General features: G+C 35.3%; 11 protein-coding genes. 4 read left to right on the top strand and 7 right to left on the bottom strand.

Annotation, left to right across the window (positions count from 1 at the left end; all coding sequences use genetic code 11):
- Nucleotides 1-61: 61 nt before the first annotated feature.
- Nucleotides 62-208, bottom strand: coding sequence for a hypothetical protein (locus PZ898_RS11275; RefSeq protein WP_183037440.1), 147 nt, complete (start codon nt 206-208; stop codon nt 62-64).
- Between the two features lie 73 nt (nt 209-281).
- Between PZ898_RS11275 and PZ898_RS11270 the strand changes: the two genes are divergently transcribed.
- Nucleotides 282-578, top strand: a complete 297-nt coding sequence (locus PZ898_RS11270; RefSeq protein WP_062676292.1) for a methylated-DNA--[protein]-cysteine S-methyltransferase — start codon at nt 282-284, stop codon at nt 576-578.
- Between the two features lie 89 nt (nt 579-667).
- Here the strand turns inward: PZ898_RS11270 and PZ898_RS11265 are convergent, their stop codons facing one another.
- Nucleotides 668-1,060 (bottom strand): helix-turn-helix transcriptional regulator, encoded by a 393-nt coding sequence (locus PZ898_RS11265; RefSeq protein ID WP_062676291.1) that lies wholly within the window; start codon nt 1,058-1,060, stop codon nt 668-670.
- Nucleotides 1,061-1,452: 392 nt separating this feature from the next.
- On the bottom strand, nt 1,453-3,345 hold the full coding sequence (gene htpG, locus PZ898_RS11260; RefSeq protein WP_123279527.1) for a molecular chaperone HtpG: 1,893 nt from the start codon (nt 3,343-3,345) through the stop codon (nt 1,453-1,455).
- 158 nt (nt 3,346-3,503) lie between these two features.
- Between htpG and PZ898_RS11255 the strand changes: the two genes are divergently transcribed.
- Both PZ898_RS11255 and PZ898_RS11250 read left to right on the top strand, forming a co-directional pair.
- On the top strand, nt 3,504-6,398 hold the full coding sequence (locus PZ898_RS11255) for a prolyl oligopeptidase family serine peptidase (RefSeq protein ID WP_277695528.1): 2,895 nt from the start codon (nt 3,504-3,506) through the stop codon (nt 6,396-6,398).
- Between the two features lie 141 nt (nt 6,399-6,539).
- Nucleotides 6,540-7,973, top strand: coding sequence for a hypothetical protein (locus PZ898_RS11250; protein WP_277695527.1), 1,434 nt, complete (start codon nt 6,540-6,542; stop codon nt 7,971-7,973).
- Nucleotides 7,974-8,281: 308 nt separating this feature from the next.
- Here the strand turns inward: PZ898_RS11250 and recA are convergent, their stop codons facing one another.
- Both recA and PZ898_RS11240 read right to left on the bottom strand, forming a co-directional pair.
- Entirely contained in the window at nt 8,282-9,283 is a 1,002-nt protein-coding gene (recA, locus tag PZ898_RS11245) for a recombinase RecA (protein WP_062676286.1), read from the bottom strand.
- A 497-nt stretch (nt 9,284-9,780) separates the two neighbouring features.
- On the bottom strand, nt 9,781-10,971 hold the full coding sequence (locus tag PZ898_RS11240; RefSeq protein ID WP_277695526.1) for an oxygenase MpaB family protein: 1,191 nt from the start codon (nt 10,969-10,971) through the stop codon (nt 9,781-9,783).
- A 151-nt stretch (nt 10,972-11,122) separates the two neighbouring features.
- Between PZ898_RS11240 and PZ898_RS11235 the strand changes: the two genes are divergently transcribed.
- Complete coding sequence (locus PZ898_RS11235; RefSeq protein ID WP_120232865.1) at nt 11,123-12,442, top strand: hypothetical protein; 1,320 nt, start codon at nt 11,123-11,125, stop codon at nt 12,440-12,442.
- A gap of 59 nt (nt 12,443-12,501) precedes the next feature.
- Here PZ898_RS11235 and gap read toward each other — a convergent pair whose 3' ends face one another.
- Together gap and pfkA are read right to left on the bottom strand one after the other, a co-directional pair.
- A complete protein-coding gene (gap, locus tag PZ898_RS11230; RefSeq protein WP_047096698.1) occupies nt 12,502-13,506 on the bottom strand; it encodes a type I glyceraldehyde-3-phosphate dehydrogenase in 1,005 nt (334 codons plus the stop codon).
- A 32-nt stretch (nt 13,507-13,538) separates the two neighbouring features.
- Nucleotides 13,539-14,525: a 6-phosphofructokinase gene (gene pfkA / locus PZ898_RS11225; protein WP_120232866.1), complete on the bottom strand. Its 987-nt coding sequence runs from the start codon at nt 14,523-14,525 to the stop codon at nt 13,539-13,541.
- Nucleotides 14,526-14,575: the final 50 nt, after the last annotated feature.

The raw sequence follows: 14,575 nt of genomic DNA, 5'->3' as shown, positions 1-14,575 counted from the left end.
TTAAAAACTAAAAACAATTAAGATTATTTGTGGAAATCTGTGGAATCTGCATAAAAATAAGTCAATCTAATGAATTCACCAGTACAAAATAACGATACGCCAGAATTCCCTTTTCCATCTTAGTCAGATGATTAGGATCTTTATGACTCAGTTTTGGAAGAACTTTTTTATTAACTGCATTCAACAGCCTGAAAAATGATTTTTTCATATCTTTATCTTTTAATGAAACATCATCGAGTTTGATAGAATTCAAAAATGATGCAAAAATATAGAAAACAAATATGGACGAGATTTTTAAACAACAGGTCTACGAAGTGGCAAGACTTATTCCCAAAGGAAGAATATCCACTTATGGCGCTATAGCAAAGGCTGTTGGCTACCCTAATCATTCCAGACATGTAGGAAAAGCTATGGGAGGATGTCCGAAGGATGTTCCAGCTCACCGGGTAATTTCCAGTTCAGGAGTTCTGTCTGTTCCGGAATTTCAGTCTAAGCTGGAAGCTGAAGGGATCACTGTGGAAAATCTCAGAATAAAAAATTTCAAAAAACTGTTCTGGGATCCATTGGAGGAATTGTAATTTGATGAAATTTAATCTCATTATAAAAAAATGTCACTCCATACATTAATATGAAGTGACATCAATATTTTCTACAGTTTGAAACTGTATTATTTTCTTCCTCTTGGGAGACCTTTCAGTTCTTCTTTCAGTCTTTCATTTTCCTCTTTTAGCAAAGTGATATAGCCTTGAAGATTTTCAATAATCGCTCCCGGAATATTATCATAATTATTCTGGTTAGTAATTACTCCCGCAGAAGATGATCTGTCATTAAATACAGGATGATCATTATTGATAATTACTGCAGGTTCATCCTCTTCATAAATGTCCTCAAATGGTACATCCAGAAAACGGGCAAGTTTGTCCCATTCATCTTTTACAATTCTTACATCACCGCTTTCTTTTCTGCTATAATTGGAAACATCTGTTGCGATAAAGTCAGCTACCTGTTGCTGAGTATAGCCTTTTTGCTTTCTGATGACGCGTAATTTTTCTTTTTGCATGACCGACATTTTATACAAAAATGGCAAAAAAGCAGAAGCTATACAATAGAAAGTAGAAAAAAATATGTGATAAAGAATAAGATTAACGATAAAAGGAAACCAGACTTAAAAAGACCAATATTATCTGATGTAATTGTTGAAAATTTTCTTAGTGCTAGCCGTTTATTTCACAATAACTTCCGATTAATTAAAGATTATGGGTAAGAGTTGGTATTTAAACCTTATAGGTTTCTAAATCCAATAAGTTTTGGATTAGCAGCACACAATTTTGTCAAAAACAAAATCCTTACGTGCTAAAATATTTAGTATTCAAAAAACCAGCACCCTTGCATTTTTCCAATCTTTCTTCAGATAAAAAAAGACTGCTTCAAAATGAAACAGTCTCTTGTAAATTATTTTTCAAGTTGCTTATAGCTTCTCTGTATAAAATCTGTCAGGTCTTTTCCTTTCAGTAAGTTTTGTGAAAGCTTGGCAAGATCCAGAGCATATTTGATTAAACTTTCCTTCTCTTCAGCATTCTCAGTCTTTAAGATCTGACTGGAAAGCTCACTGTTGGAGTTCACCACAAGATTGTACATCTCCGGGAAACCTCCCATTCCGAACATACCGCCTCCGCCTGTAGCCTGCATTTCCTTCATTCTTCTCATGAATTCAGGCTGGGTAATAGTGAACGGAGCATCATTGCTGTCAAGATCTTCAAGCTGTACCGTAAATTTTGAATCCTGAATAGCTTCTTCTACATTCTTTTTCAATGATTCTTTTTCCGTTTCATTCAATTTTGAAATTACCGGCTCGTCTTTTTTGATCAAATTATTAACATGATCAGCATCTACTCTTGCAAACGAAATATTTTCTTTTGAAGTTTCCAGTTTCTGAATCACATGTGAAATAATAGGAGAATCTAATAACAGAACTTCATATCCTTTATCTCTCGCAGACTGGATGTAGCTATGCTGTTCGTCTGCATTGGTAGCGTACAGTACAACCAGTTTGTTATCCTTATCGGTTTGGCTAGGTTTGATTTTCTCTACCAATTCGTCCCAAAGGAAATATTTGCCATCTGTGGTAGGATACAATGTGAATTTGTCTGCCTTTTCAGCAAATTTTTCTTCAGTAACGATTCCATATTCAATAACTACCTTGATGTCGTTCCATTTTTGTTCATAATCTTCACGGTTTTCGTTAATCAGAGAAGCCATTTTATCGGCTACTTTTTTCGTGATGTAAGATGAAATTTTCTTTACAGCACCGTCTGCCTGAAGATAAGAACGGGAAACGTTCAATGGGATATCCGGAGAATCAATTACACCTCTCAGCAACATCAGGAAGTCTGGAACAATCCCTTTTACTTCATCCGTTACAAATACCTGGTTTTGATATAATTGAATTTTATCCTTATCAATATTCAAATTGTTGCTCAGTTTCGGGAAGAATAAAATTCCGGTAAGGTTGAAAGGGTAATCAACATTCAGGTGGATGTTGAATAAGGGTTCTTCAAACTGCATCGGATAAAGCTCGTGGTAGAACTTCATATAATCCTCATTGGTCAGTTCGCTTGGAGCAATCGTCCATGCCGGTACCGGATTGTTAATGATATTGTCTACTTCTTCTGTTTCAGCCACAGCATCTTCAGGAGCATCTTCAGGTAATGGAAGTGTATGGGTTTTAGTCCCGAATTTAATCGGAACAGGCATAAACTTGTTATATTTTAATAACAATTCACGGATTTTTGCTTCTTCTAAAAATTCTACAGAATCTTCTGCAATATGAAGAATGATTTCCGTTCCTCTGTCTGTTTTATCTGTTGTTTCTTCAAGAGTAAATTCCGGGCTTCCATCGCAGATCCAACGTACTGCCGGTTCATCTTTGTAAGACTTTGTAAGAATTTCTACCTTTTCTGCCACCATAAATGCAGAGTAAAATCCAAGACCAAAATGTCCGATAATCCCCGAATCTTTAGCAGAATCTTTATATTTTTCAAGGAACTCTTCAGCACCTGAGAAAGCAACCTGGTTGATATATTTTTCAACTTCTTCAGCCGTCATACCAATTCCCTGGTCGATGATGCGTAGAGTTTTCTGGTCTTTATCAATTTTAACTTCAAGTTTTGGATTTCCATATTCCACTTTTGCTTCCCCAATGCTTGTTAAATGCTTCAGTTTTAGAGTAGCATCCGTTGCGTTAGAGATTAATTCTCTTAAGAATATTTCGTGGTCACTGTAAAGAAATTTTTTAATAAGCGGGAAAATGTTTTCCACAGATACATTAATATTTCCTTTAGTCATCATATTTTATAATTTTTAATTTTCAAATATTTCTCAAAAAAAATACCATCCGGAGGAATGTGACAGATTGACATTTTTTCCAATTTATAGCCCAATAGGGATATCCTATGGATTTTTCAAAGAAATACCTTATTTTTAATTCTTAAAATATTTTAAAAATGAAGTTGAAATGTACAGTTTTTATTCTGCTCATCATGACTTGTTTCGTGTATGCGCAGAAAAAGCCTTTAGACCATTCTGTTTATGACAGTTGGCAAAATATCGGCTCGAGAAAAATCTCAAATGATGGTAAATGGGTTGCCTATTCTGTGGATGCTCAGGAAGGAAATTCTATCCTTTCTTTATTTTCTGTAAAAAATAAAACAACAAAGAAGTTTGAAAGAGCTACAAAAGTAGATTTTACCAATGATTCCAGGTTTGCTGTGTTTCAAATCAGACCTCAGTATAAAGATATAAAAGCGGTAAAAGATAAAAAATTAAAGAAAAATAAATTAACGAAAGACAGTCTGGCTATTGTTGATTTCATCAATGATAAAACAGAGAAAATTCCTAATGTAAAGGGATTTAAAATTCCCGAAAAAGCGGGTTCTTATGTTGCTTATCTTTTGGAAAATATAAAAGACAAATCTTCGGATGATGCTTCTGATAAAGAAGACGGAGACGAAAATAAAGACGAAGACAAAAATGTAAAACCTTTACAGCTTGTAGTGCGAAATCTATTGGATGGAAAAAGTACAACCTATGATAATGTTGTACGCTACGAGTTCAGTAAAAATGGAAAGCAGCTTGTTTTTGTGACAAAAAAGCCAGACGAAAAAAAGGATAAAAAAGAAGGAAAAGAATCAACAGATGAAAAATCTGCGGATAAAAAAGATACTGACAAATCAAAGCCGAAGAAATATGCATTGCAAACCGTACAGGTAGTAGATCTGCAAAAAGGAACTGTAAATAAAATTTCTGAAATGGAAGGTGACTTTTCCCAGTTATCTTTTGACGAAGATGGAAATCAGTTGGCCTATGTAGGTACTTCTTCTGCACAGAATGATTTGGTGAAATTGTATCAGTTGTATTACTTTAATTTTAAAGGAAACAAAAAAGAAATTGTCACCAATGAGAATGCTCAGATGAAAAAGAATTGGGTGATTTCTGAAAATCGATTACCTCTATTCAGTAAAAATGGAAAACAGCTGTATTTTGGTGTTGCTCCAAAACCTGTTACAAAAGATACGGCATTGATTGCGAATGACCATGCTGTAGTAGATGTCTGGAACTATAGAGATGACTATTTGCAAACAGTACAGCTAAAAGAATTAAAAAATGATCTGAAGAAATCATATGCAGCAGTAATGCAAACAGAAAAACCGGATTTCTTCAGAAATATTGATGGTGAAGACTTAGATACTTTACGATTGGTGAATGAAGGAAATGCAGAATTTGCATTGGGAATTACCAGTATCAACAACCGGATTTCTTCACAATGGGAAGGGGCAACAAAGAAAACGTATTTTCTGATCGATAATAAAACGGGAGACAGAACCGAAATTATTCAAAACCTGAATGGAACAGCAGCTGTATCTCCGCTTGGTAAATTTGTTGTGATCTTTGACAGAGAAAAAGGGAAATGGTTGAGCTATAATGTGAAGACAAAACAAACCCTGCCATTGAATACAGGCCTATCTGTTTCCTTCGTTGATGAAGAATTTGATATGCCGGATTTTCCAAATTCTTACGGGATTGCATCCTGGACAGATAATGATGAATCTGTAATTATCAGAGACCGTTATGATCTTTGGGAATTTTTCCTGGATGGTTCAAAAAAGCCAAGAAATATTACCAATGGATTTGGACGTAAGAATAAAATAACATTCGATACTTACGATTTGGATAAAGATATTAAAAGCTTAAACCGAAAATCGACTATTTATTTATCAGCGTTTGATAATACAACTAAGGCGAACGGTATTTTTAAAACATCCATTCGGAAGAATTCTGATCCTGTAAAAATTCAGATGGAAAATGTCTGGGGATACAGAACCCTTCAAAAAGCAAAAAATGCTGAGGAATATATTTTGGTAAAAGAATCGTACACAGATTCTCCCAATATTTTTGCAACATCAGATTTCTCAGAACAACAAAAACTAAGCAATACTAATCCTCAGCAAAATCAATATAACTGGGGAACAGATGAATTGGTAAACTGGACAACACCAAAAGGAAATACTTCCACAGGAGTTTTATACAAGCCGGAAGATTTCAATCCGAATAAAAAATATCCGATGATTGTTTATTTCTACGAAAAACTTTCGGACAATTTGAACCGTTATGTTGCACCAGCTCCCACGCCTTCAAGATTAAATATTTCTTATTTTGTGAGCAACGGATATCTGGTTTTCACACCTGATATTTCATATACAGATGGTTTTCCTGGAGAATCTGCGATGGAATACATTAATTCAGGAGTTGAAACGCTAAAGCAAAATTCCTGGGTAGATGGTACTAAAATCGGAATACAGGGACAAAGCTGGGGAGGTTATCAGGTAGCCTATCTTATTGCTCACACCAATATGTATGCGGCTGCATGGAGTGGGGCTCCTGTTGTTAACATGACTTCTGCCTATGGAGGAATCCGATGGACTTCAGGAATGAACAGACAGTTCCAGTATGAGAAATCACAAAGCAGATTGGGCAAAAACTTATGGGAAGCACCGGATCTTTATATTAAAAATTCACCGCTTTTTACCATTGATAAAGTTCAGACTCCGGTAGTTATTATGAGTAATGATAAAGATGGAGCTGTGCCATGGTATCAGGGGATTGAAATGTTTACCGCACTACGCCGTCTCGGAAAACCGGTATGGCTTCTGAATTATAATGGTGATGATCATAACCTTATGAAACGCCAGAACAGAAAAGATATTCAAATCCGGGAACAGCAGTTTTTTGATTACTATCTTAAAGGTGCTAAAGCTCCGGTCTGGATGACAAAAGGAATCCCGGCAACCCAAAAAGGAAAAGATTGGGGATTTGAGCTTACAGATGATAAACCTAATTAATAAAATTCCGGCGGAGCCAAAGGCTCCGCCGGAATTTTTTATTCTCAAAACAATAAAGAGCACACTGACACAATGGCATTTTTTTTATGTTGGGTCTGTTGAGCACTTTTATTATATTTACCGCCAATTATAAATAACAGTATGGGAATCTTTGATTTTTTTAAGAAGAAAAATAACAGTCAGGAAAATGTAAGTACTCCGGTTCAGGAAATGGAAATGCCGGAAGAAAAAGTAGTAGAGGAAGTGGTGGAAGAAGTTGTGCAAACAATACCGGAAGTCTCTTCGCAGCCGGTAGAAGAACCGAAAGTAAATGAAGAATATGAAAAAATCAGGATTTATAATGATTATATCGTGTATTCTATTGCCCTTCAGCTAAGAGGAGAGTATACGCCTATTTCTGCTTTTGAAAAAGAAAACGGGGAGGTAGAAGGTTTTGCCTATATGGTTACTGAAGATGCTTATGCACTTTCTCCACAACAGGCGATTGCACAAATGGAAGAAAAGTTCGAAAGTGAACTTCAGGAAGGAAAGATTAAATCTTATGTAATCCTGTATCATTCTCAGTTTGATCATAACGGTAATCACACTCCGGCCATTCAGGAAGGGGAGTTCAAGGGAATTTCACTTGCGTATCACTTTGCTGGTGAGGAAAAGAAGAAAACAGGGTTGCCTTATATTTTCGAAAACCAGAATATTACTTACAAAGGTTTTGCAGAGTTTTCTCATGAAGAAAATAATGCAATCATGAATCATCAGTTGATTGAGGGACAAAATTATTTCCAGAATACAGAAGGAATTGCAGCTCCTGAAATGACGAATGAAGCAGGAATCATTATCAGAAAATCGAACGTTCATAACATGATGAATACATGGAGTGGAATTTTTGGTCATCAGAATTTCCAGACTAAAGATTACGGTCAGTATCTGAATGCTATTCTTACACAGTCTGAATCTTCTGATCCACCAGTGGATATTAAGAGCAAAACAGAATTTGATGGGGTAACATTTAAAACTACTTTAACGGAGGAATTAAGCATTATTATTCCGGAAGTAACAACGGATTATACATTGGATTTTGAAACAAGATCAATCAGGGAATGGGAAAATGCCTTGAATTTACAGGCGATTGTAGCAGGACCTGCCAGAGAAACCTTTGGTGTTTGGTTCTTTGCGACAGATTATGCTGAAAACAAAAATACCTACATGACACAGCCTCATCTGAAGGTAAATATCAGTGGAATTGTTTTCATCCTTGATATTCATACCAATACAGATTTACCTGACGGGACGAAAATGAGTGAAGATTTCACAACCTATGCACCAAGTCAGGATCTTCCTAATTATGCATGTTTTGATTTTATTGGTCAGGTGGTAGACTTTAAGGAAACTGAATTGCTTGAAGATAGAAGTGTTAAAGGATATATTTTGAAGTTGAAGCTGATCACCAATGAAGAGAATGAAGATTTCTTCACCATTGATGCTTTTGTGAACAAAGAGAACATGAGAATGGAAACGCTTACAAAAGGAATGAAGGTTACCGGAGCCCTTCAGCTTCAGGGTAAAATTGCTGGATAATTTTAAAAAAGATAAAATTCAAGAGGTTGTTCTACGGAATAACCTCTTTTTTATTTTCTGATCCTTCATTTAATTTAATCACCAAGAGTATATGATTCAAAAGCTGATTATAGGGGATCAAAAGATTGCGACTTTGTTGCTAAAGGAGTGAGGCGTTTGCTTAGTTCGAATCAATGAAATTGATTCTACTCTTTGCTCCCCTAAAAGTATTACAACAGCATACAGATGAAACCTTTGCGTTAAAAAATCATTATTTTGAAAACAAAAAAGGCAATCCGAAGACTGCCTTTTCTATATTTTATGAAAAATTATTTGTTTTTCATTTCTTCCTTGATCTTAGCTTCCAATTCTTCAGCAAGATCCGGATTGTCTCTTAAAACATCTTTTACAGCATCACGTCCCTGACCCAATTTAGTCTCTTCGTAGCTGAACCATGATCCGCTTTTCTTCACAATTCCCATATCTACAGCAGTATCAAGAATTTCTCCTACTTTAGAAACTCCTTCTCCATACATGATATCGAATTCTGCCTGCTTGAAAGGAGGTGCTACTTTGTTTTTCACAATTTTCACTTTCACACGGCTACCGATAGCTTCATCACCTTGTTTGATAGGTGCGCTTGCTTTTCTGATATCAATTCTTACAGAAGCGTAGAACTTAAGGGCGTTACCTCCGGTAGTCGTTTCAGGGTTTCCAAACATAACACCGATTTTTTCTCTCAACTGGTTGATGAAGATTACGGTACATTTTGTTCTTGAAATCGTAGCGGTAAGCTTTCTTAATGCCTGAGACATCAATCTTGCATGAAGACCCATTTTGGAATCCCCCATTTCACCTTCAATCTCTGCTTTTGGTGTAAGAGCAGCAACAGAGTCAATTACAACGATATCAATAGCTCCTGAACGGATTAAGTTATCTGCAATTTCCAAAGCCTGCTCACCGTTGTCCGGCTGAGAAATGATCAGGTTTTCAAGATCAATTCCTAATTTCGCAGCATATGTTCTGTCGAAAGCGTGTTCAGCATCAATGAATGCTGCAATACCACCTGCTTTTTGAGCCTCAGCAATAGCATGAAGGGTCAACGTTGTTTTACCTGAAGATTCCGGACCATATATCTCTATGATTCTCCCTTTTGGGTATCCGCCTATTCCTAAAGCAATATCTAAACCTAAAGAACCGGAAGGAATTACTTCGATAGTATTGTCTATAGATTCATCACCTAAAGTCATTACTGTTCCCTTTCCATATGTTTTATCTAGCTTGTCAAGCACTAAAGCGAGTGCTTTTTTCTTATCATCAATGTTACTCATCTCTATTAAAATAATTTCTCAAAAATACATAATTTATATATCAAAAGCTAATATTATTTATTCCTGAAAGCTGTTTTTAGAGTTAAAAAATGATAAATTTTTACGGCTGATCTCATTCATAACGAAGCACATGCGGAATGTAATATCTAAAGTGTTTTTAAATGTTTTTTACTTAAGTAAGAGAAGTTGTTTTTATTTGAAATCGCAAAGGCGCCATTCTTTTAATATAGATTATGCTTTAAGGCGCAAGGATTTTATCCCCGATAAAATTGAGTAGTGTATATGTTTTTTACCTCACGCTGATTTTGCTGATTACGCAGATACTCATAAAAATCTGCACTATCTGTTTGATCTGCGAGAATATTCTAAAAAAAAAATGAACTTTCTCCTTCCTGAAAATATAATATTGAGTGAGTCGAAATGTTTTTGTGCCTTAAAAATTTCTATAGTACATGAAAACTCTTTGCACTATTTGCGCTTTCAAACCAAATAACATTTTAATGAAAATTTGAACCTTTGGTAATTGCAAGATAATCTTCCAGTACTTTCATCTGGTGCTTGTTTCCTCTTTTTATTCTCGATTCTCGACTGACCAGTTGATCATAAATTGTATTGAAAAGTATTTTTGATTTTGGAAACAGATTTCTGTAAGGAACTTCCGGAATTTGTAATCTTTTGCAAACTTCATCATCTAAAAGAAACCAGGTACAGCAGATGTGCAGATATCTTAAGTTTTTTCTTTGGAATTCAAATTTTAAAATGGGATTTTCCAGTGATTCATCCAGGAGAGAATGAGCCAGAAGAACAGAATCTTTATCTGAAGGGGACTGAACAGAAGTCCATAAATAAAAATATTCCGTTGCCTGTTTTTTATCGTCAGGAAGAAGCTGCTCCGGAATTCCCAAAAGATAACCTACGTATTTCCAGAGATGAAAAATTCCTTGTTCTTCTTCAACAGAAAAACGATTTCCTAATTTCTGAAGACTATGAAGAAATACCAGACTGAACCCGATATACGTTGCCATCATATCCCATGAATTGATAGGCTCTCCCCAGTTTTCTGTATCCCAGTCTTTATAATGTTTTTTAATGGAAAGTCTTGCGTAGGAATGGATCAGACGGGTTTTTATCGCAAATTCATATCCTTTTGCATGAACTTCCAGCGCACTGTATCGGGTTGCATTTACCCAGAAATCCAATGTTTCCGAAAGACGCTTCACTGCACCTTTTTTCAGTGCTTCTGTGACAATAAGGGGTTTGTTGAGGTAGGCATAATCATAGCCGCCAATCAGACAATAGTCTCTCAGGGAGATCAGAGAATCCAAATTGCTTCTCATACAAAGTTCAGCACCGCTTTTAAGAAGTTTATAATCGAGCCAATCAGGAACTTTTTGAGTTTGGCTGAACAATTTTTTTACACTTTCAGGAACATCATCATTTTCCGAAACTCCATTTCTGATATAGTGTTCAATCTCTCTTGAAGCCTCATGAAATTTTTTAGTAAAATAAACATCTTTTACTACCTCATCTCCCGTTTCATCCGTATGATAAAAATACGGCGCAAATTTTTCAAATTTTTCAAAGCTCACTTTAGCTCCGGAAAATTCAATAAGCTGCTTTCCGTTACCATGTTCCCAAAAGTCTCTGAAATGGGGGGCGTCTTTAAAACGGGGTTGTATCATGTTCATTCCTTTACCTATAAAAGTACAAGTTTTATGCTGAAGTTCTTCGGTGAGATTTATCAGCTATTCAGGAAAACTTTTATGAAAAATACCACAAACGGGTAATTTACTTGTGTCTATATAATTTGAAACTTTGTGTAAAACAAAACTAATAACCATGAAAACTTATTTATTACTACTGTTTCTGCTTGGGTGTGTGGGAATGGTAACTGGGCAGAAAAATATTGTTAAAACAGATTTAGAAAAACTATCTGAACGATTAGATGAATTAATAAGAATAGATAAAGAATATACAAAGGAAAGATTAAATGATGCTAATAATGATAGAGGAGCTTTAGTAAGCTCTTATACATTTACTCAACTTGTCAAGAAAGATTTTTCTATGCTAATTACGGGATCTTCGGAAAATGCTCAAGTTGGAAATTATGCAGCTCTTTCTGTAGATAAGGAAGAACAAAGCTTTTCATTTAGTCCAATTAATTATATTATCAATGGAAATGATGGTACAAAGAAATTTAAGCATATGTTAGGGATAAACACAAGTGGAAAACTTAATAATGATGGCTTTTTTGATTTTTCAAATAGAAAAAAATTACAAGTAGGAGGGAGTTGGACTGCTCTTTGGTTTTCAAAATACTACCATACATTCCCACGCAAACAAGAAAAGTATTCAAAAATTTATGATTTAGCGAAAGCAAATGTCATGAAGAAAGTTAATAATATTAACGGACTAAAAATTGAGAGTAGTACAATAGATATTAAAAGTTATGAGGAATTATATCACCAAGAAGTTGAGAGATATGAGTTAGAAGCATATAAAAATGTATGGAGTGCAAAGTTTCTTGCTTGGACGAAACTTGATGTTGGATATGCTGAAGATAAATTAAAAATAATAGATAGCATTAATATTCAAAATTCAGTTTTAGAACCTATTAATAAAAATATTAGAGGTGGTTATTTCTCATTGTCAGGAAGTGTTTTTTATGGTTTGAGAAATGGATGGGGATTTTACTTGAACGCCCAACTTTCATATTCAAGAAAAACTTCTCTGTCAGAGATCTTTTCAACAGTAGATTGGAATAAGATTCAATATGGTAGTGGAACAAATAATACAGTGTATTATGATATAGGGGAACAGAGTGTTTATATTGCAGATCTTACTAAATTTGAAAAACAATATAAAAAAGATGTATCAATACAAATGTTATGTTTTGTTCCTATAGGTCAAAGAAATTTAGTAGGTTTAGATTTAGCATATCAAAATAAAGAATTTATCACTCCAGGCACTAAAACTTTTACAAGTAATAAAAATATTTATAGTGTTGGAATTATGTTCCCATTAAGAGATAAAGAAGGTAAAACTACTATAAATATTGAACCTTTTTGGAGATCAACATCTTTTGATAATTATGATACAGGACTAGATGAAAGTTTTTGGGGTGTAAAATTTGGAGTTCCGCTTAACCAATTATTTTAAAGATAACAAAAAAACCTTCCCATCGGGAAGGTTTTATATTATTTATCGCTTATTACTTATTATAAAGAAGCCGCGTGTACAAGCATATCAACTAACTTGTTAGAGTAACCCATTTCGTTATCATACCATGAAACAAGTTTTACGAAGTTAGGAGAAAGCATGATACCTGCATCTTTGTCGAAGATAGAAGTTCTCTTATCTCCTACAAAGTCCTGAGATACTACTGCCTCTTCAGTATATCCTAGGATACCTTTCAATTCACCTTCAGAAGCAGCTTTGATTACTGAACAGATTTCTTCATAAGAAGCAGCCTTTTCAATTCTCACTGTTAAATCTACTACAGAAACGTCAACAGTTGGTACTCTGAAAGACATACCGGTTAATTTTCCGTTTAATGAAGGAATTACTTTTCCTACTGCTTTAGCAGCACCTGTAGAAGAAGGGATGATGTTATTCAGAGCAGCTCTACCACCTCTCCAGTCTTTCATTGAAGGACCGTCAACAGTTTTCTGAGTAGCTGTTGTAGCGTGTACAGTGGTCATTAGACCTTCTACGATTCCGAAGTTATCGTGGATTACTTTAGCTAAAGGAGCTAAACAGTTTGTAGTACAAGAAGCATTTGATAAGATTTTGATATCATCAGTAAGTTCCTTGTGGTTTACACCCATTACGAACATTGGAGTATCATCTTTAGACGGAGCAGAAAGGATTACTTTCTTAGCACCTGCAGTAATGTGTTTTGCAGCGCTTTCTTTATCTAAGAATAAACCAGTAGATTCTACTACGTAATCTGCACCGATTTCATTCCACTTTAGGTTGCTTGGATCTTTTTCAGCAGTTACTCTGATTTTTTTTCCGTTTACTACAAGATCATTTCCTTCTACAGAAACTTCACCTGGGAAAATACCGTGTACAGAGTCATATTTTAACATGTAAGCCATGTATTCTGCATTGATTAGGTCATTGATTCCTACAACTTCAATGTTGTCTCTTTCAGTCATTGCTCTGAAAACAAGACGTCCAATTCTACCAAAACCGTTGATACCTACTTTAATTGTTGACATAATAGTTTGTTTTTATTAGATTATAAAAATAATTAGATTGCTAAAATTTCTGAAATCAGTAAAAGATCTTTATTGATTTCGTTATGTTTTTTTATGGCTTCTTCAATTGGCGTATACGTCAGATCGTTGGAACGCATTCCTGCCATTACATTGGTTTGTCCTTCCATTAATCCGGTTACAGCACCATAACCTAGTCTGCTGGCCAAAACTCTGTCTGCACAGCTTGGAGAACCTCCTCTCTGCATATGTCCCAAAATCGCTACACGAATGTCATAATCAGGGAAGGTTTGTTTGGTTTTTTCTGCAAGCTCATAAACGTTGGCTAGTTTTTCACCTTCTGCAACCACCACAATACTTGATGCCTTTCCGGTTTTTTCAGCATCCCTGAATTTTGTGAAAAGCTCATCAATACTGTCTTTTTTCTCAGGAATTAAGATATCCAGAGCTCCTGTTGCCAATCCGCTGTTTAAAGCAATAAAACCAGCATCACGACCCATTACTTCCACAAAGAAAACCCTGTTGTGGGAAGTTGCTGTGTCACGGATTTTGTCAATGGCATCCATTGCAGTATTCAAAGCAGTGTCGTAACCTATGGTATTGTCTGTACCGAAAATATCGTTATCAATAGTTCCCGGGATACCGATTACTCTGATTCCGAACTCTTCATTAAAGATTTTGGCACCAGTAAATGTTCCGTCACCTCCGATACATACCAATCCGTCAATTCCCAGCTTTATACAGTTGTCGTAAGCTTTCTGACGGCCTTCTTTAGTTCTGAACTCAGCAGATCTGGCAGACTTTAGAATGGTTCCACCCTGGTTGATTATATTTTTTACGGAACGAGCTCCCATTTTCAGGAAATCATTGTTGATAAGACCATTGTAGCCTTCTCTTACTCCGTAGCATTCGATATTATAATAATTGGCGGTTCTTACTACCGCTCTTAATGCCGCATTCATACCCGGAGAGTCACCTCCTGAAGTAAGAACTGCAATTTTTTTTACAGCACTCTCTTTCATCAAGTAAAAAATTTCGAACACAAATTTACAAAAACAAGTTCAGATTATCG

The sequence above is a fragment of the Chryseobacterium sp. WX genome, from assembly GCF_029542485.1.
Classification (GTDB): Bacteria; Bacteroidota; Bacteroidia; order Flavobacteriales; family Weeksellaceae; genus Chryseobacterium; species Chryseobacterium cucumeris.
This window is presented reverse-complemented; position numbering and strand designations above follow the sequence as displayed.